This window comes from Pseudoalteromonas sp. FUC4 (assembly GCF_008370255.1).
GTDB lineage: Bacteria > Pseudomonadota > Gammaproteobacteria > Enterobacterales > Alteromonadaceae > Pseudoalteromonas.
Window position 1 is genome coordinate 1,247,479 of the sequence record NZ_SEUI01000001.1, and the last position, 19,351, is coordinate 1,266,829.

12 protein-coding genes are annotated in these 19,351 nt (G+C 40.5%); 6 read left to right on the forward strand and 6 right to left on the reverse strand.

Going from position 1 to position 19,351, the window contains the following annotated elements; all coding sequences use genetic code 11:
* Positions 1-3: 3 nt before the first annotated feature.
* From EU510_RS05565 to ttcA, 6 genes are all read left to right on the forward strand, one after another.
* Positions 4-2,379: a heavy metal translocating P-type ATPase gene (locus tag EU510_RS05565; RefSeq protein WP_149592610.1), complete on the forward strand. Its 2,376-nt coding sequence runs from the start codon at positions 4-6 to the stop codon at positions 2,377-2,379.
* Entirely contained in the window at positions 2,376-2,543 is a 168-nt protein-coding gene (gene ccoS, locus EU510_RS05570; RefSeq protein ID WP_002963071.1) for a cbb3-type cytochrome oxidase assembly protein CcoS, read from the forward strand. Before EU510_RS05565 ends, ccoS begins: the two co-directional genes overlap by 4 nt.
* Positions 2,536-3,207: a sulfite exporter TauE/SafE family protein gene (locus EU510_RS05575; RefSeq protein WP_149592611.1), complete on the forward strand. Its 672-nt coding sequence runs from the start codon at positions 2,536-2,538 to the stop codon at positions 3,205-3,207. The genes ccoS and EU510_RS05575 overlap by 8 nt, the downstream gene beginning before the upstream one ends.
* 70 nt (positions 3,208-3,277) lie before the next feature.
* Positions 3,278-4,015, forward strand: coding sequence for an FNR family transcription factor (locus EU510_RS05580; protein ID WP_149592612.1), 738 nt, complete (start codon positions 3,278-3,280; stop codon positions 4,013-4,015).
* Between the two features lie 103 nt (positions 4,016-4,118).
* Positions 4,119-5,051 (forward strand): universal stress protein UspE, encoded by a 933-nt coding sequence (gene uspE / locus EU510_RS05585; protein WP_149592613.1) that lies wholly within the window; start codon positions 4,119-4,121, stop codon positions 5,049-5,051.
* 153 nt (positions 5,052-5,204) lie between these two features.
* Positions 5,205-6,119 (forward strand): tRNA 2-thiocytidine(32) synthetase TtcA, encoded by a 915-nt coding sequence (gene ttcA, locus EU510_RS05590; protein ID WP_149592614.1) that lies wholly within the window; start codon positions 5,205-5,207, stop codon positions 6,117-6,119.
* A 68-nt stretch (positions 6,120-6,187) separates the two neighbouring features.
* Here the strand turns inward: ttcA and EU510_RS05595 are convergent, their stop codons facing one another.
* The 6 genes from EU510_RS05595 to recC form a co-directional block, all read right to left on the reverse strand.
* Entirely contained in the window at positions 6,188-7,249 is a 1,062-nt protein-coding gene (locus EU510_RS05595; RefSeq protein WP_149592615.1) for a hypothetical protein, read from the reverse strand.
* 55 nt (positions 7,250-7,304) lie between these two features.
* A complete protein-coding gene (locus EU510_RS05600) occupies positions 7,305-8,375 on the reverse strand; it encodes a hypothetical protein (RefSeq protein ID WP_149592616.1) in 1,071 nt (356 codons plus the stop codon).
* Positions 8,376-8,662: 287 nt separating this feature from the next.
* Positions 8,663-9,988: a PAS domain-containing methyl-accepting chemotaxis protein gene (locus EU510_RS20135; protein WP_149592617.1), complete on the reverse strand. Its 1,326-nt coding sequence runs from the start codon at positions 9,986-9,988 to the stop codon at positions 8,663-8,665.
* Positions 9,989-10,372: 384 nt separating this feature from the next.
* The gene (gene recD, locus EU510_RS05610) at positions 10,373-12,421 is read right to left on the reverse strand and encodes an exodeoxyribonuclease V subunit alpha (protein WP_149592618.1); all 2,049 of its coding nucleotides are present in this window, start codon (positions 12,419-12,421) and stop codon (positions 10,373-10,375) included.
* Positions 12,418-15,981, reverse strand: coding sequence for an exodeoxyribonuclease V subunit beta (gene recB / locus EU510_RS05615; RefSeq protein ID WP_149592619.1), 3,564 nt, complete (start codon positions 15,979-15,981; stop codon positions 12,418-12,420). Before recB ends, recD begins: the two co-directional genes overlap by 4 nt.
* Positions 15,968-19,276 carry an exodeoxyribonuclease V subunit gamma gene (recC, locus tag EU510_RS05620; protein WP_149592620.1) on the reverse strand — a complete coding sequence of 1,103 codons (3,309 nt, stop codon included), beginning with the start codon at positions 19,274-19,276 and terminating at the stop codon, positions 15,968-15,970. The genes recB and recC overlap by 14 nt, the downstream gene beginning before the upstream one ends.
* Between the last annotated feature and the right edge of the window lie 75 nt (positions 19,277-19,351).

Genomic DNA, 19,351 nt, shown 5'->3' on the forward strand with positions numbered 1-19,351 from the left:
ACTATGTCTCACTCTTGCTTTCATTGCCTTGAAAGTGTGCCAAACGGATTTAGCGCAAACGTTATAATTGATGATATAGCCCAGCCAATGTGTTGCATTGGCTGCCAAGCAGTTGCGCAAAATATTGTTGATCAAGGTATGACTGATTATTATAAATACCGAACCGTTCGCGCAGGCAAAGTTGAGCAACTGGTACCTGAGCAACTCGCATTTATAAAAAGTTATGACAACGAAGACATTCAAGATGAATTTATAGCGACTAGCGATAATATCTCTGAGGTATTGTTGAGCGTTGAAGGTATAACCTGCGCAGCGTGTGCATGGCTTATCGAAAAACAACTCTTAAGCTTAAATACTGTAAAACGGGTTGATGTAAATACATCTACCAACCGCGCGATGATCCAATGGGATAAAACCAACACCCCATTGAGTGAAATTATTACTTCCTTAGCCAAAATTGGTTATAAAGCCTACCCATTTCAATCAGATATTGAAGCTCAACAAAAACAACAAACTGCCAAAGCCTATATTCGCCGCTTAGGTGTTGCAGGCTTAATGACCATGCAAGTTATGATGTTTGCGTTTGCCATGTACTTTGGCATGTTCTCCGGGATGGACAGTAATTTTGAGCAGTATTTTAGATGGATCAGCTTAGTACTTGCCTCTCCGGTTATTTTATATAGCGCACTGCCTTTTTTAACCAACGCCATAAATGGCTTAAAAGCAAAACAGCTCAATATGGACTTACCCGTATCGCTGGCTATTTTTGGTGCGTTTGGCGCAAGTTGTTACGCCACATTTATGCAAGTCGGCGAAGTATATTTTGAATCTGTGTGCATGTTTACCTTTTTACTTTTATTAGGTAAGTATCTTGAATTTAGAGCGCGTTTAAAAGCGAGCGAATTTACTGCCAACTTACAAAAATTATTGCCATTAACAGCGCGTACTATTAATGATAGTGGTGAAGAACTTATAATTGCAGCCAAAAAACTAAAACTTAATGACGTAGTACTCATTAAAGCGGGTGAAACAATCCCTGCCGACGGCGAGCTTATTAAGGGTAAAACCACGGTTGATGAATCAATGATGACGGGCGAACATCAACCCGTTACAAAATTTATCGGCCACAATGTCTACGCCGGTTGCGTTAACCACGACGGCGTTATTGAAATAAAAATTAATAAAATTGGCCAAAATACGCTTTTAAATCAAATCATACGTTTGCAACACAACGCATTAACTAAACGCCCTAAACTGGTTGAAATTACAGATAAAGTTGCGCAATGGTTTATAGCGTGCCTGCTTATATTTGCTTCACTTACAGCTATTGGCTGGTACCAAATTGACCCTGAACACGCATTTTGGATCACCATTTCGGTTTTAGTTGCTACCTGCCCATGTGCCCTGAGTTTAGCGATACCAACCGCACTTACATGCGCGGTTGCAACCTTAACCCGTAAAGGCGTATTAATAAAACAAGCACATGTGCTCGAAACACTCTCACAAATTACTTTATTTGCATTTGATAAAACAGGCACTCTTACACAAGGTAAATTTAGCCTTGATGAAGTCGATATAATCGATAAGCAATATACAAAAGCACAAATCCTCGATATTGCAGCTCGGCTAGAGCGCTATTCTGAACACCCGATCGCCAGCGCATTTGATGAAATTCCCCCTACTCACCACAATATTGATAACGTTGAAGTACACCCAGGCCTGGGAATTAGCGCACAAGATGCAACTCATCATTATGCAATTGGTAAAAGTGGTTGGTTTGATAGCAAAAAATCAAATGCACAAGCAAGCTTGTATATAAATAAGCAGGTTGTTGCACGTTTTTACTTTATTGATAAAGTGAAAAACGATGCTCAAAAGCTTATAGACTCACTAAAATCGCAAAATTTAACGTGTCATATGTTAACCGGTGACGCATCAGATTCTGGGCAAAAAGTAGCTAAACAACTCAACCTCGAAAGTGTGCAATCTGGGTGTTCGCCACAAGATAAACAAACCGCCGTTGAACAATGGTCTTCACAAAACGAAGTGGTTGCTATGGTCGGCGATGGCGTAAACGACAGCCCTGTATTTGCCAGTGCGCATTTATCTATTGCAATGGAAACCGGTGCTGATATATCAAAAAATAGCGCCGATGTAGTGCTTCTTAATAGCGATTTAGCTTCAATCGATCATTTACTCAAGGTGGCAAAACAAACCAGACGCATTATTAAGCAAAACCTTGCGCTGTCTTTATTGTATAATGCTTCCATATTACCATTGGCAGCGCTGGGCTTAGTTGCTCCGTGGATGGCTGTTATTGGCATGTCTGCCAGCTCAATTATTGTGATTAGTAATTCACTAAGGCTATTAAAGTTATGAGCATAATTTACATCTTGATCCCCATTGCTATTTTGTTTGTCATTATTGCTATAGGCGTTTTCTTTTGGGCCGTAAAAAGTGAGCAGTTTTCTGATTTAAACAAGCAAGGTCATAGTATTTTGTTTGAAGACGACAAAGAGCAACATAACAAAAGTAATGATTGATCCTCTTTATATTAGCGCTTTTTTAATGGGCCTAATTGGTAGTGGCCATTGCATTGCTATGTGTGGCGGTATTGCAAGCTCATTACAACTGGCAAGTGATAAACGCAAAACATTTACGTATTCATTTGCCTATAATATCGGGCGTGCACTGAGCTACATGGCAGCAGGCGCACTTGTTGCAGGAATTAGTAGCCAATTTGCTAGGCAAAACACATCTTTTTCTTTGGCACTTTCATTCATTGCAGCTATTTTTATGCTCCTCGTTGGCGTATATATAATGCGCTTAGGGCCCACTTTGCAATGGCTTGAAAAGGCTGGTAAAACCCTAGTGTGGCAGCATATTGTTAAGCTCAACAAATACTTAATGCCTATTAACTCTCCTTTTAAAGCCCTAGGTTACGGTGCTTTATGGGGATGGCTTCCATGTGGACTTGTTTACTCAGCACTTACATGGGCGATGACTAGCCCAAGTGCCCTAGGCGGTGCTTTAGTTATGCTTTGTTTTGCTTTGGGTACTTTTCCCGCAATGATCACATTAGGCGTTACCGCACAAAAACTAAATAGTATTATTAACCACCCTTGGACCCGAATTGTATTGGGTAGTGTTATAATCTGGTATGGTATCTACTTATTGATAATTGCAACTGATAAGCTGATACAATAATCTATTCGCAGTATTAACCTTTTATGGTTATTTTGCAGTCGTGTGTATAAAAATTTAAACGGATTAAATTATGGATTTCTCTCAAAGTCGCGCTAAAGGTAATTGTGCTATTAGCTGTAATAACTGCAGTATTAGTCAATTGTGTTTGCCATTTTCACTTAATGGCCAAGAAATGGATAAGCTTGACGAAATTATTGAGCGAAAAAAACCACTGCATAAAGGCGACTATCTATTTGAATCAGGCGAACCGCTGCAAGCTATTTATGCGGTACGCTCTGGCTCATTTAAATCGTACACATTATCAGAGCAAGGCGATGAACAAATTACTGGTTTTCATTTAGCGGGTGACTTAGTAGGTTTTGACGCAATAAGCAAAATGACGCATCAAAGCTTTTCGCAAGCGCTAGAAACGTCAATGGTATGCGAAATTCCATTTGACACGCTTGATGAACTTGCTGGTAAATTACCAAAACTTCGCCAACAAATAATGCGTTTAATGAGCAGCGAAATTACATACGATCAAGAAATGCTGTTATTACTTAATAAAAAATCAGCAGAAGAGCGCCTAGCTAGTTTTATTTATAACTTATCTGAGCGTTTTGGCGAGCGTGGTTTTTCACGTAAGGAATTTAGATTTACGATGACTCGCGGTGAAATAGGTAACTACTTAGGCCTAACTGTGGAAACGATTAGTCGTTTATTAAGTCGTTTTCAAAAAGCCGACTTAATTAAAGTGGAAGGTAAATTTATTACAATTTTAGATAATGATGCCTTAGCTAAAACGGCAGCAATCGTTAAGCCTCGCTAAATTAAATAGTTTGATTTAGAACAACAATTTATATGCTACCCCTTTAACTGTTTTATATTTGCGTTACACTAATTGTACACCCGTTAGGCAAATGGAGTAGCATATGAACACTATTAAACGCATTATTGCGGTTATTGACCCTACCAAAGACGATCAACACGGTTTATCACGTTCAATAGACTTAGCCAAAAAGTCTGGCGCAAGTATTACCGCCTTTATGACGGTTTACGACTTCTCTTATGAAATGACAACGATGTTATCTGGCGATGAACGCGAAGCAATGCGTGATGCCGTACTAAAAGATCGCCAGCTATGGCTTAACGATTTAGTTTCTCCTTACAAAGATATAAATATTGACACCCAAGTGGTTTGGCATAACCGCCCTTATGAGGCCATAATCGATACTGTAATTGATCAAAAGTACGATTTAGTAATTAAAGGCACACATCAACATGGTGCACTTAAATCCGTTATTTTCACCCCTACCGACTGGCACTTAGTACGAAAATGCCCTGCCCCGGTGTTGTTTGTTAAAGAAATGGCATGGCCAGCAAACGGAAATATTTTAGCCGCTGTAAATGCAGTTAGTGAAAACGAAGAACATGTGGCACTTAATAAACGGGTAATTAAAGACGCACAATTTTTATGTGAACTTGCCAACGCAAAACTTAATTTAGTTAATGCCTACCCCGCTACACCGATTAATATAGCAATCGAAATCCCTGAGTTTAACCCAGGACTTTATAACGAATCAGTTAAAAAACACCACATTGAATCAACCAATGCACTTGCTGCTGAGTTTAATTTAAGCCAAGAGCAATGTTTTATTGAAGAAGGCCTACCAGAGGATGTAATCCCTGATGTAGCAAAGCGGTTAAATAGTGAATTAGTAGTTATTGGTACCGTTGGTCGTACAGGCTTAAGTGCCGCTCTTGTTGGGAATACAGCAGAGCATGTGATTGATAGCCTTGACTGCGATGTACTGGCACTCAAGCCCGATGGTTACGTAAGCCCGTTGGCAAAGAAACTAGATTAATTAAAAATTTAGCTAGTAACAAACTGGATGTTACTTGCTAAAAATACCGTGTTTAATTACATCCTAAACTCGCATATTCAGGTGGTTTGGGTATAATACGCCCCTTTATTTTTAGCAAATAACTTTGCTGTATTGTTTTACTAGGGGGCGTAATTGTCACACTCAGATCAAGCTAAAGCTCAATTTAACTTAAATAAGCTACAAAAGCGTTTACGTCGCCAAACTGGTCAAGCCGTTATGGACTTCAATATGATTGAAGAAGGTGACCGTATAATGGTGTGTTTATCAGGTGGCAAAGACAGCTACACAATGCTTGAAATGCTTCAACATTTGAAACGTGTAGCACCTATAAAGTTTGATCTCGTTGTTGTAAACCTAGATCAAAAACAACCAGGTTTTCCTGAGCATGTTTTACCCCAGTATCTTGATAAATTAAATGTTGAATACAAAATTGTAGAAGAAGATACCTACAGTATTGTTACTGATATTATTCCTGAAGGTAAAACAACCTGTTCACTTTGCTCACGACTGCGTCGTGGTATTTTATACCGCACAGCAAATGAGTTAGGCGCAACTAAAATAGCCCTTGGCCACCATCGTGATGACATGATTGAAACGTTGTTTTTAAATATGTTTTACGGTGGAAAACTAAAAAGTATGCCGGCTAAATTAATGAGTGATAACGGCGAGCATATGGTTATTCGCCCACTTGCGTACTGTAAAGAAAGCGATATAAGCCAATACGCATTTGCGCAAGGTTATCCAATTATTCCGTGTAACCTATGTGGTTCGCAAGAAAACCTACAGCGTAAACATACAAAAGCAATGCTCGCTAAATGGGATGCTGAGCACCCAGGCCGTATTGAGAGTATTTTTACAGCAATGCAAAACGTCGTGCCTTCACACTTAGCTGATGCTGATTTGTTTGATTTTAAAAACTTACAAACAGGTGAAGTCATTGATGGTGGCGATATAGCTCTTGATAAGCCAGACATTCCTAAAGTGCCTGTTACTAATGAGCTTGAAGAACAAGAAGCGCCAAGTGTAGTTACTATCAATCTAAGCTAACAAATTTAAGGGGGTTGTATTTATATACAACCCCCTTAAATTTACCAATTCAGCATTGCGTTGTCTTTTTAACTCTCAGCTAAGCCTTGTAAAAATTCCAAACTTAACTTTTCTTGTGCATTAGTCTGATACGGCAACTGCTGTAAACTGTCGTACGAAAAATCGTTTATATCAAAATGGCTTATTTCACTATTCCCAAAGCTGTTACGCTCACCTGGGCTTGGCGACATTCTTTCTATTACAAAGTCACTTAAGCGCATATCGGTAACGCCCTTAGGTAATACTGACCAATGAGCTTTTAAGTCTACGGTTTGGCTCCCTTGTGTTAAGCGTCCCTTAGATACCAAATGGGCAAGTGGTGTATCACCACTATATAAATTCGCCCTAACACGATACAAACCACTTTTTATCACCGTTAAATTAGCTGGCATAACCATGTTTTCATTTTGAGCATAAGCAATTTCAAAACCTGTTAAAGTAGCACTTGGCGGCATATATTGAATTTGCGCAACTACGGGGACTTTTTTACCGTCAACATCGCCCTGCACATACACCTGTAAACTACGAGGGTAATCTTCATCTTCTTTAAATGTAATAATTGCCTCACCGTCACGCGCATTGCCCGTATGGGTATTTAATACTTCCTTTGTATCAGTATTTGCAAGTTCAACGACCACTTTACCAAGCCCTTGAGCGCTTACCTTTATTGTTATTTTTTCTGGATATACAAAACGATATTGTTTGAGACTTACCGTTAAAGCATCGCCGCTTTCACCTATGGGGCTCGACACAGGATAAAACTGATTTGGCTTTAATCGATCTTCATCTAAAGGACTTAAAGGTTGAGAATAAGGAGGAAACTTAAGTGCACTTTCGTATTGCATCACCACTTGCTGCGCTGCTTTTGTTAGGTCTTCATTAAACGCAATTTGCTTTTTTGATTGTGGTTTTTTAGCTTTAGGCACATCTATAGGGATCACTTTTACAGGCGATAAGTCAGCTGCGTTCGCGCTGTGTTTAATCTGTGGTTTTATTGGCTCAGCAACTTTATGAGCATCATTTTTACCAGTAAACCATAGCGAGAATAAAAAAGTGCTAATAATTAAAGCAACGACATAAAATTTTTTCATTTTTATATTTCAATCTTTTATAAGGCGTATAGTTTTTAACTACACGCCTTATATGTTATGGAATCACATTATAAATAAGTGCTGATGCACTTAAATTATTTGAATCCTTAATATAACGATATTGTTTTTTCCAAAACCAACTACCTGTAGTTTTATCAAACGTATTAAAACCTACAGTGTCACCTTCAACATTTACGTTATTCATGGCTATTGTGACATTACCTTTACGCTGCGCGTTATGTATTTCGTTATGGCTATAACTGTCACTCATCATCATTGGATAATGATTTGGCATAAAGCTACTAACAGCATCACCTTGCGATTTTAAATGGCCATCTGTATCAATACTGCTGCTACAACTTCCAAACGAGCCAGCCGAACTTGCACCACATGAAGAGTGCGATGCCACAACCGAATCATCATTACCTTTTAAAAATCCACCTGTTAAACCTAAATACGCATTACCATCTGCCACAAAACGTAACCTAGGTGTACGTGCATCAGGAAATGGCGATATTTTACGGGCATTATTCACTTTTAAATCGTGCAATACGCCAACTGCTTCGGTTACATCGCTCCCTAGCCACCATTTGAGTGCTGCATCGACCGCAAAGTTCCACGATGCGCCAGTTAAAGCACTAACTGCTACATCAGCCAGCTCACTTCCACCGCCCGCGCCTGCTAAATCAAACGTCGCAACAATATTAAGCGGCTGTAAGCCTGCGTTTTCTAACCAGTTTTCTTGGTTATCAATAATATGGCGTGCAACTAAGTCGCCTGTTGAATGTGTTACAAATACACAGCCATCACTGCATAAATTAGAGCGCGAAATTTGTTTTAACTTTGGCCACACCCAATCGGTAGCAATTTTTCCTTCAATACGCTCATAAGCAGGCCAATCAATTCGCTCATCTGCACGATTATTCCAGTACGATTGCCAATATGTTTCACCGTCATTAATTACATCACTACCCGACTTATTTGTTATTTGCGAGGTTTGTAACCCGTGAATTAATATAATTTTGTAGTCTTTACTCGCTGCAGAAAAGCTCATTAGCATAGCAAGCCCAGCACCAATTAGATGACTTGGTTTAATTAATGTGTGTGTGCGTTTTGTATTGTTCATACAATTCCTTAATGTTGTGTACTTAATATTTTATTATCATTTAAGGTATTCATACTAGGGCTTGTCAGCCTTGGCGTTCAACAGTATTAGGAACAAAGAACAAAAATGCAACAACTTATTATCATTTAAAAAGATGGAGAAACTTATTACCTATTATTTAATGGGTTAATAAAGAATAGTTGTTAAATTTAAAATTATCAGAGGTGTTTCGAGAGTAATATTGAGGGGGGATTAAGTTGAGCGGACACCGGTAAAGGTGCTCGCTTTAGAATAAGGACTTAACTAATCTAGCCGTTAGCTTTGAGTTCACTGGTAAATTGCCCAATCGCATTCACAACTTCTTGTGCACCTTGTTGGATCTCTTGCATCACTTCACCAGATTCTTTAGATAACGCCAAGCCTTGCTCTGCTTTTTCTTTACCTTTTTCTATTACAGCCACCGTATTTTGGGTTTGTGATTGGTTGCGCTGTACTACTTCTACAATTTCTTCTGTTGCTTTTGATGTACGCGATGCAAGCAATCTAACTTCGTCAGCGACAACAGCAAAACCTCGACCTTGCTCTCCAGCTCTAGCTGCTTCAATTGCGGCATTCAACGCTAATAAATTTGTTTGCTCAGCAATGCTACTAATGCTTTGTACAATACTCGATATTTGTTGCGACTGCTGATCAAGCGCTGATATTTCACTTGCAGCTTGCTCCATGTTAATAGCCAGCTCGGTCATGACTGCAACCGTATCTTGTATAACGATCGCGCCTTGCTCTGCTTTTTTATCAGTTTGGGTTGAAGTGCTATAAGCAATTTCGGCAGCCTGAGATATCGCAATTTCTTGATTTACTTGCTCTGTAATAACAGTTGCAAACTTCATTACTTTATAAAGCTCATTCGCGTCATTTGAGATTGGGTTATATGACGCTTCTAACCATACAACATTGCCATATTTATCAACACGCTTAAAGCGCTCCGCTATAAACTGGCCTTCTCTTAATTTAGCCCAAAACTGTTGATACTCTTGGGAATTATACTCTGAAGCTTCACAAAATGTGCGATGGTGTTTTCCTATTAATTCACTTTCTTGATAACCCATTGCTGATAAAAACTGCTCATTTGCTTTTAAAACATGGCCTTCTAAATCAAATTCAATTACTGCCATAGAGCGATATATCGCTTTAATAGTATCGCTTTGTTCGCGAGAGGCTGTGATTGTTTTGGTTAAATCACTCGCGAATATAGAGAAATAAAGAAGCTGATCTTGCTCACCTTTCACCGGGTGTACAATTAAGCGTAGCCACTCTGCTTCGCCATCAAAACGAGTAATTTGTAATGTCCCCCCCCAATGGCCTTCGGCTTTAATTGCTTGTTGTAAGCTTGCAAAATCTTTAGATTGGCGTGATTGCTCAGTAATAAAGTCATTAAAGGGATTATTGGTTAACGTATCTTCGTCATAGCCAAGCTTTTGCAAAAATAAATCATTGGCATGAGAAATACGCCCATCATAAAGGATATTAACAACTAGCATCTCTCGGTAAAGCCCTTCCCACACTTGTTGTAACGGATAGAGTTCTGCTTTTAAAGAGGCTATTTCATTTTGCTTATTTTTAGAAAAAAACATTAATATCCTTACTAGGGCGTGTTGACCTTTGTGGATTGAAATTTGTTCAATCTAGGGGCGATTAAATCACGGCGCGAGGTTTGTAACCTAGTGGGCTAAGTAAAAACCGAGCAACAAAGAGTTAATCGTCCCTAGAAAGAACCCAAAGGGCAGCGTATGTTTGGTATTTATACTACGTTATCGCCTATTTATGGGGAATACCACACTACATAGGCTCTGCCTTGCCTAAAAACCAAACACACTGCTGCAAATTCACCCACCAAAGATCAACACGCCCGAATACATTCAATATAAAATTAATCTTAGTATAGAAGACATTTATAATAACGCGATAAATAACAATCAGTTTGAAGCTAAATTATTAATCAAAAATTCAAACTAAGCTTAAAATTGTAACCTTTCATACAAACCAGATGCTCTTGATACGCTTTTATTCATTGCTAGTTGCAGTACTTTTTTGTCTGCCACCAGCTCAAAGGTGTTTTTAGCGCGGGTTATTCCCGTATACACTAATTGCCTGTTTATACCCATACGCGCTTGTTTGAGCGGTGGCAATACCATAGCGGTGTAGCTAAATTCTGAACCTTGTGATTTATGAATGGTCATTACATATACTTTATCGTGTGCAGGGAGTCGTGCTGGCGAAAATGCTCGTTGATTACCTTGCTCATCAATAAATATGGCTTTGAGCTGATTACTTCCATCAGGCATTAAAATACCAATATCGCCGTTAAATAACTTAAGCTGGTAATCGTTTTGGCTCACCATAATAGGCATACCCGTATAGTGGTGAGTATTAGGACTTACGGTAATTAAACCTTGCTGTTGCAATACGCGCTCTATTCGCTGATTTAAGCTATGCACGCCGTAATCGCCCTCTCGTACCGCAGCTAAAAGCTGATAACTCGCAAAAGCAGTATGCACCTGTGCAACATCTGCCCCTTGGGCAATTAAATTAAGATATTTTGCATAATGACTTGCTGCACTTTTAACGAGCTTTTCAATCGGTTTTGCTACAAAGTCGTAATCTAAAATTACATCGTTAAAACGCCCTTCAGTACTTTGTTGCTCTACATAATTTAAAATACCGGTGTTATTGGTGTTTACCGCAAGTGCGAGTTGACCAATGCCGCTTTGTGCATCAAATCGATAACTGTGTTGTAAAAAGGCAATGCAATCTGCGAGTTTAAATTCACTCACGCTTTGCGCTACGAGCTTAGGCTCATTATTGAAGCATAAACTATTTAGCTCATTACAACGTGCTTGCGAATAGCTTGGCGTTTGCCCAAGTATTAAACCTTGGCATAAATCGCTCATTACGCTGCCGGTATCTACCGATGCAAGCTGATCTTTATCACCTAGGAGTATTAATCTCGCGTGCGCAGGGAGTGCTTCTATTAATTTAGCCATCAGCGATAAATCGACCATACTGGCTTCGTCTATAATCAGCACATCTAAATGCAGTGAATTACCTTTGTTATGCCTAAATTTGTTTGTAAACGGTTTTACACCTAACAAACGGTGAATAGTTTGAGCGCTTTGCGGTATCAGTATTTTTATATCATCAGGGATCGTTGTGAGCTTATTTTTAGCACCCAATATTGACTCACTCAACCTAGCAGCGGCTTTACCAGTCGGTGCCACCAGCTTAATGCTAAGCGGCGCGGTTTTATAAAGAGACTGCAAAATAGCCAGTAACTTAGTCACTGTGGTGGTTTTACCTGTCCCAGGACCACCCGTGATCACACTAAAGCCTTTGGTGGCGGCAATCGCACATGCCACTTTTTGCCAATCAGTTTCAATTGCAGAATCTGCAGGAAAATAGGTATTTAAAAGTTCAGCCAATACTTCATTATTAATATTGAGCTTTCGCTCGCTCATACTTAATAATCTATCCGCGAGTGTTTGCTCATAATCGGCAAGGCGCGCAAAATAAAGTCGCTCGTTAAATAGTTGCAGTGGTTTATTTTCGCCTACGCTTTCATGGCTTTGTAAATAACTAAGCGCTGTGTGTACATTAAAGTCATCACTAAACGGGCTTAGCGTACTGGGTACATTGCCATCGAGTTTATTAAAGTCGCTTTTGCGCAAGTTAAAAGGATTACTCCAATCAACCTCATTTAAGGTTAGGCAGCTATGCTGACTTTGCTGCGATAAGCACAGTAATAAAATAATATAAAACAGCTCATTATGAGTTTGCTCAATGTCATTAGCACACAGTAATTCTGCGAGTTTAACATCAACCACTCGTAATCGATTTTGCGCTAATAAATACTCAAGTAGCGGGACTTCGATAATCGTATTATTTAACACAATGTCCTCTAATGGGGTATCTTGTGCTACATTTTTTGAAATAAGAGGCTCTGCGGCTTCATTATTAAGTGACTCATCTATATCGTCAAACAAGCCAGGTTGCTCATTTAAATCGCTCATAGCATGGCTCCTTGGCTAAATAAGCCATCTAAAATAATCACTTGTTCTACAGTTAGCTTTTTAAAGTACACGCCTTGCCCTGCCGGCATTCCTCGTAAAAAAGTATAATACACACCGCCTAAATGGGTTTCTATTGAGTAATCAGCTATACGTTGTTTTAATAAACGATGCAGTGCTACCGTGTAAATTAAATACTGTAAATGATACTGATGACTGCTCATTGCTTGCTCAAGCATATCGCCTTCATAATCAGCTGGCGTACTGCCTAAATAATTAGACTTATAATCTAAAATATAATATTTGCCTTGGTAGCAAAATATTAAATCGACAAAGCCTTTTAACAAGCCTTTTACTTGTGAAAATTCAAGCTTACTTTGTGTAAAGCCAAAATGTTTAACCAGTATTTCGTTTAGCTTAGGTGCGCTTAAACTCTCAAGTGGTAAATTAAACTCCATTTCGACTAGGCAATCATTGGGTGTAAGCACACCCAATGAAAGAAGCCCCTCATTTAGAGGACACGCAAGAACATCAAGCACCCATTTTTCAGCCACTTCTCGCCATTGCTCACCTATGTGGTACTTTTCAAGGCTGCGCTTAACTACCTCAGATAAGTTTTGCTCGGTATTAGTTGGGTGAACTATTGGGCTAGTAAAATCTATTTGTTCAAATATTTCGTGTAAACAGCTACCAGGCTTTGCCCCTTTAGGAAAACTATAAGGTGATGGCAGTTCGTCCTCTTGCACTGCAAACTCGTCTTTTTCGTGATCTTCATCACTTCGCCCTGGGGCTAATTGGTCGCTGTGCTTTTTAAAGCTCAATGCACTGAAGCTGGTTGCTCGCCAGTTACGCTCAATATTTGCTGTTACTTTATTAACACTTAACGTTTGCTGCGCACTTTCACTGTTATTAAAACAAAGTGTTCCCTGCTCTAATAATGTGAGTGAGGTAAATTGCTGATAGCTCATCGCGCTATTAGCGTCGCAAAACTCACTTAAATGCGTGCGCCATGTTTGGCTACTGGCAAGTTCAAGCCCTGCAAATAAAACATGCCCAAGTGCACTACTTTGCATTGCTAAGCGGCTACTTTGCCCTTGCCCAATGTTATAAACACCAAGCGCACAAAAATGCACAGCGCGAGTAAGTGCTACATACAGCAGGCGTAAATCTTCAGCTAAGCGCTCTTGCTCTGCTTTTTGAAGGGCATCTTCGTCTTTACTTAAATCGTAAACTAGCTTGCCATTATTATGATAAAGCGCTTCTTTTGTTTCGCGATAGCCACTGGCAAACGGCATAAAAACCAGCGGGTATTCAAGCCCTTTTGAGGCATGCATAGTGACAATTTTAACTAAGTTGGCGTCACTTTCTAGGCGCACCTGTACTGTTTCACCGTCTTGTTGGCTTACCTTTTGTGCAAACCAGCGCAGTAAACGCAGCGTACCTTCAAGCTCTATTTGTTTTTGCTGAAGTATTTCGCCCAAGTGCCTAAAGTCCGTCAGCCAACGCTCAACGTTATATCCCAGTCCCTGCCATTTAGCGCTAAGCTGGTTATGGCTCATTAAGCGCTCAAGCATGGCCATAGCACCTTGCTTGTTCCAAACGTGGCTAAGTTGTGCAAAAAAGTTTAAGTAGTCTTGCCATTTATTTTCATCATCAGCGAGTGCATGTATGTCGTTATAACTTAAACAAAATAATGGACCAGCTAAAACACCGCGCAGCAGTGACTCGTCATATTGACCATGCAGTGCCGTTAAAAAGTTCAGTAGGTGATGGCTAAGCTCTTGGCTAAAAACGCTCTCGCGCGATAAATACACGCTGGCAATTTTGGCATCACCTAGCGCTTTTTTCATTATTTGCGCTTCAACACGGTCGCGCACTAATATACAAATATCGGCAGCGCTTACAGGGGTACTGGCAATACACGCGTCCCCCTGTTTTGCTTTTTCAAGCAAGGTTACTATTTTATTAGCAAAGTGAGTGGCTAAATGTGCTTGCCCTACACCTTTGTTGGTTGGTTTGTTTTTTTCATCGGCGGCTTCATCTACAAATACATTAAATTCGAATGCGGTCGCGGGTTTGCCATCAATTAAAAAAGAGTCATCCGCTTTTTTGCCTTTAGCAGCCACTGCGTTAAACGGTATGGCGTCGTTATAAATAAAGCTGTTAGCGTGTTTGCCAAATAAACTATTAACGCTATTTACTATGTCGGTGCTTGAGCGAAAGTTAGTACCCAGCGTAAATTGCTGATCAGCCTGTACAGCTTCTTTTGCGCCAATATATGTAAAAATATCCGCGCCCCTAAAGCCATAAATAGCCTGCTTGGGGTCGCCTATCATGGCAAGCGTGGTATTTTGTTGCCCATAAATTTTACTAAAAATACCGTACTGAATCGGATCGGTATCTTGGAATTCATCAATCATGGCAACCGGAAATAACTGCGCAATTTTTTGCGCTAGTACGTCGCCTTGCTCGTTATTAAGCGCATTGTGTAAATTGGTCAATAAGTCATCTGGGGTGATCACGCTTTGCTCTTGCTTGCGTTTAACTATGGCGGCTTTTACCCAGCGTGCTGCATGTTGTACAACCGCTATTTTGAGCCCTTGGTTTATGGTGTTGTTAAGGGCGGCAAGCTCGTCAAACTGACTCAGTAAAGGATGCACAAATAATGGCTGATTTTTTTTATAGTTGCCTGCATCGCTTAAGTTTTCTGTACTCCACACTTCAAACGAATACTTGTTAGTGCCAAACTCAAAAAACAAATCGCCGCCTAAACAAAATGCCTCAAGCGCAGCAAGGCTGCCTTTACGCCCTGGCGTTTTAGACCCACTTAAACCCGAGCTTTTAATAGCACCTATAAACTCTTGCTCTAATACTGCTTTTTTAAATGCAGGCACACGGGTTATATACTCGTCACGGGCTTTCCATACATCATCTAAATTTATTTGTGGTGTAATGTGCGCATTAGCTTTGTTTAAAATGCTCGCCACTTGAGCAAATAAAGACTCTGGTGCGGCAAATACATCTAAAATAGCATCGGTGCGTTCTTTATTAAGTGGGTATACAAACGCACGCCAAAAATCTTTAATAGTTTCGAGGAGTATGTCGCGCTCATCTAAAATAAATTCGAGATTAAACGCCACACCCGACTCAAACGCATGTTGCTTTAGCATCCGCTGACAAAAGCCATGAATAGTAAAAATAGCGGCTTCGTCCATTGATTTAGCAGCTGCATCGAGTAAATCAAAGGCGCGGTGCTTATCATCAATTTTAGCAATTACGCCTTCAATAAGTTCGTCGTTTGGGTTTTGCCCAAGCAATGCGTCGCGCGCAGCAATAATTCGGCTACGTACGCGATCTTTAATTTCTTGGGTGGCAGCGTCGGTAAAGGTTACTACCAAAATTTGCTCAACACTGAGCGGCGTATTTAACTCACCTTCTATTTGCATACCTAGTAAGTAACGTAAATACAGCCCCGTAATTGTATAAGTTTTACCAGTACCCGCACTGGCTTCTATTAAACTTTGACCAATGAGCGGCATAGTAAGAGGATTAAGTGCTTGCATGGTCACTTTCCTTTGCGTGTTCAAATAAAGGCGTGAGCAATTTATCACTCCATTTTATAAATTCTTCTTGGCAGTCGTTTAGCGATTGCACCGTTAAGCGAATATACGGATTTTCGCCCTCGCCTCGCCCTATGTATTGCGGGCTAAATTTGCTCATTGCTTTTGTTATATCGCCGCCGCTTTTAACGTATTCATAACCACTTACCGGAAAGAACGGCACAGGCTCTGCGCGCAGCGCTTTGTATAACTCAAACCAATCAAGTAACAATGCATCGGCATCAGCTTTATTAATTGGCGCAAAGGTAATTTGCTTATCGAGCCCAAGTAGCAATGTTTCTACTTGTTGATCCATACTTTGCGCTGCAAGGTGATAAATAAAGCCTTTAATTAAATCTTTCGCTTTAATACTCGCACTGCGATAAAACACTTGTTTTTGCAAATACACATGATTGAGCCAGCCCTCTATTTTGGTGCCTTCAATGGTAAGCACAACTTCTATTGGCTCACTTTTTCCGCCTTTAATCTGCTCTTTTACTTGCCCTGCAAGCGCATCAACTCGGTGCTCCATACTCTCAAATATGAGGCTGCCTACATTGGCTTGAGGTAACTCACCTCGTTGCAGTATTTGCTCGGTACTCAGTGGTTGCTCGTTTATATTGGCTTTAAGTATTTCATCAAGGTAAAAATAACGGCGCAGCGCATCTAGGCTAAATGGTTCTTCGTCTTTTGCTACTTCGTTAAATTGTGGCAGGCGTAAGCCTAATGTTTGTTGATAAAAGCTCTCTTGTGCACTGCACACACTTCTAATAAACACATCAAGATCTAGCTGATCTGGCACAGTCACATCAAGCGCAATAACTGGCTCTGGTTTAATTGACTCACTTGGCAGCCAAATTGGATTGTAACTGTGGTTGCTCAGCACCGTATTGGCTTGCTCATCTGCTAAATAGTAATGGCTATTAAAGGGCTGTAAATGCTGCTGATTAATTAGACATGCGGGCAGCTTTTTTTCGCTTTTATCGCTTTTATCGCTTAATACAAAGCTACGCCCAATATATTCTAACAGCTCACTTACAAGCGTTGATGGCATGCGCGGTTGGTTATCAAAACACGAGCGACCAATGTAACTCATGTATAAGTTGTCGCGAGCACTTAATAGCGCCTCTAAAAATAAGTAGCGGTCATCTAATTTACGTGATCGGTCACCTTTTTGCTTTTTAGAATAAGGCACTAAGTCAAAACCAATGGGTTGTACGTTACGTGGGTAGTCGGCATCGTTTAAGCCCAGCATGCATACCACTTTAAATGGCACTGCGCGCATGGGCATAAGCGTACAAAAGTTTACTTGCCCAACTAAAAACCGCTGCCCTACGCCTTTTTCTTGAATGCCTTGTTTAACTAAGTAACTAACAATACGCTGCGAAACCGCTTTACTGTAATCGCCGTTATCGTGGTGTTTTTGTAACTCTTCGAGCACGTTTTGAAGTACTAATAAGTCCCAGCTGTCGTCGCTTTCACTTTCGTATATGGCGTTTAATAGCTCGCTTAAAATATGCGCTTTATTAGTGAGCGTGTCATCCGGCGTTAACAGCTCTTTAAAGCTTTGCAGTACATCAATAAAGTGCACGAGCTTGTTGAGTGTATCAAGCGCCATACCTTCTACTTCATCAGCGCTGTAAATACCGTTAAACGGGCATTGTTCGTCGCGCATGGCAATGCCAAGCAGTAAACGGTTGAGCCCATGTTGCCAGGTATTTAAATCGATAGCGGGCAAATCAAAGCTGCTTTTATGCGCTGCGTTTATACCCCATTTCACTCCTACACGTTCAAGCCAGTATTGAATTTGCTCATATTCGTGCGCTTCAAGCCCAAATTTTTCGGCTATTTGCGTCACTTGTAATAAATCGAGAATATCCGACACACCAAAGCGCGAAAACGGTAAGTTAGCTAAACTCGCAAATGAGCTAAGTACGGGCTTTTCTTGCTCTATGGCTAAATCGGCCAATGCATAAGGAATAAAGCGGCTACCTTGTGCCCCGCCAAATACGGCTTCAATGTAAGGGCTGTAAGTGCCTACATCGGGCATCATAACGATTATGTCTTTAGGGGTAAGCGTTGGGTTTTGATTAAATAAGTTAAGTAAGTAGTCGTGCAAGCGCTCAACTTCTCTGAGCGGTGTATGGCAATCGCTGAGCGTAATACTGGTGTCGGTTGCACTGATTGGTAACTTACCTTCGTCGTTTATAAACCACTCTTTGTTATCCGTCAGTGATTCGCCTTTAAACGCAAGCTGATAAATCTCGCTTTGTACTTGCCCTAGTAAGGTGTCGTCAAACACATCAATAAAACCATCAATCCAACGGGCATCTAGCTGTACAAGTTGCTCAAAATAGTCGCGACCTAATTTACCCCACGACGATAACAACGGATTACCAATAAAGTAGTATTCTTCATCTGGATTGGTTTGTTTTTTTTGTTGCGCTTCCACCAGCGGCATTTTGGCGTATTTAGCGCTTATTTTAGCTGCTGTTTTTTCATCTATAATATCGCCCCAGTAATGCTCACTTGGGTTAAAAAAGAATAATATAACCTCGGTTTTTTTACTCAGCGCTTCAAACACCTCAAGCTGGGAGCTGGCAATCGCCGATATACCAAATAAACTAATGCGTTGTGGCAGTAAGCTATTGTCCATGGTCTCAAGGGCTGCAAGTAATTGCCCTTGCATGTTAGCGCGATGAAATTGGCTTTGCCCAAGCTCTTGGCTTAGCTTTACAATGCGTCGCCATAAATCAGGTTGCCATGGGGCAATGGCTACATCTACATCATCAAGCTCATCTTTGCCGCTATCCCATGTGGCTATCCAGTGCGGTCGGTACATTAAATATTGGTCGTACACATCGGCTATTTTTTCGCACAGCGCAAAGGTTTTTTGCCCGTCGATATCGCCCTCTAAATAAGTTTTTAGCGGCAAATAAAGCGGTTCATCAATGCAGGTTGGTAAAATTGCAAACAGTTTCCAAGCAAGGTTGGGCTTATTAAATGCCGACTCTTTAGGGACATTTGGCAGTAATTGCTGATACAACTGCCAAATAAAGCTCGACGGCAGCGGAAAATCGACCTGCGCTGCAACCCCTAAGTTTTCGCTCAAACCTATTTTTAACCACTGCGACATACCCGGCGATTGCACTAGCACTACTTCTTTGTCGAACGGGCTTTGCAATGGGTTTACTTTTAACAGCTGGTGGAACTGCGCTTGCAGGGCTTCCATCCGGTTTGATTGAATAATATTTAGCATATAGCACTGACCTTGCTTGAGATAAAACCAGTGTAAGATATTTTCAATATTAGGGGTAGTTATTCACTAAAATTG

What these genes read in the sequence shown, in the direction of transcription:
- EU510_RS20135 (WP_149592617.1), bottom strand. Translation starts at nt 9,988, where the DNA reads ATGTTTTTTTCTAAAAATAAGCAAAATGAAATAGCCTCTTTAAAAGCA.
- ccoS (WP_002963071.1), top strand. Translation starts at nt 2,376, where the DNA reads ATGAGCATAATTTACATCTTGATCCCCATTGCTATTTTGTTTGTCATT.
- EU510_RS05580 (WP_149592612.1), top strand. Translation starts at nt 3,278, where the DNA reads ATGGATTTCTCTCAAAGTCGCGCTAAAGGTAATTGTGCTATTAGCTGT.
- EU510_RS05565 (WP_149592610.1), top strand. Translation starts at nt 4, where the DNA reads ATGTCTCACTCTTGCTTTCATTGCCTTGAAAGTGTGCCAAACGGATTT.
- recB (WP_149592619.1), bottom strand. Translation starts at nt 15,981, where the DNA reads ATGCAAGCACTTAATCCTCTTACTATGCCGCTCATTGGTCAAAGTTTA.
- EU510_RS05600 (WP_149592616.1), bottom strand. Translation starts at nt 8,375, where the DNA reads ATGAACAATACAAAACGCACACACACATTAATTAAACCAAGTCATCTA.
- uspE (WP_149592613.1), top strand. Translation starts at nt 4,119, where the DNA reads ATGAACACTATTAAACGCATTATTGCGGTTATTGACCCTACCAAAGAC.
- EU510_RS05595 (WP_149592615.1), bottom strand. Translation starts at nt 7,249, where the DNA reads ATGAAAAAATTTTATGTCGTTGCTTTAATTATTAGCACTTTTTTATTC.
- recD (WP_149592618.1), bottom strand. Translation starts at nt 12,421, where the DNA reads ATGAGCGATTTAAATGAGCAACCTGGCTTGTTTGACGATATAGATGAG.
- EU510_RS05575 (WP_149592611.1), top strand. Translation starts at nt 2,536, where the DNA reads ATGATTGATCCTCTTTATATTAGCGCTTTTTTAATGGGCCTAATTGGT.
- recC (WP_149592620.1), bottom strand. Translation starts at nt 19,276, where the DNA reads ATGCTAAATATTATTCAATCAAACCGGATGGAAGCCCTGCAAGCGCAG.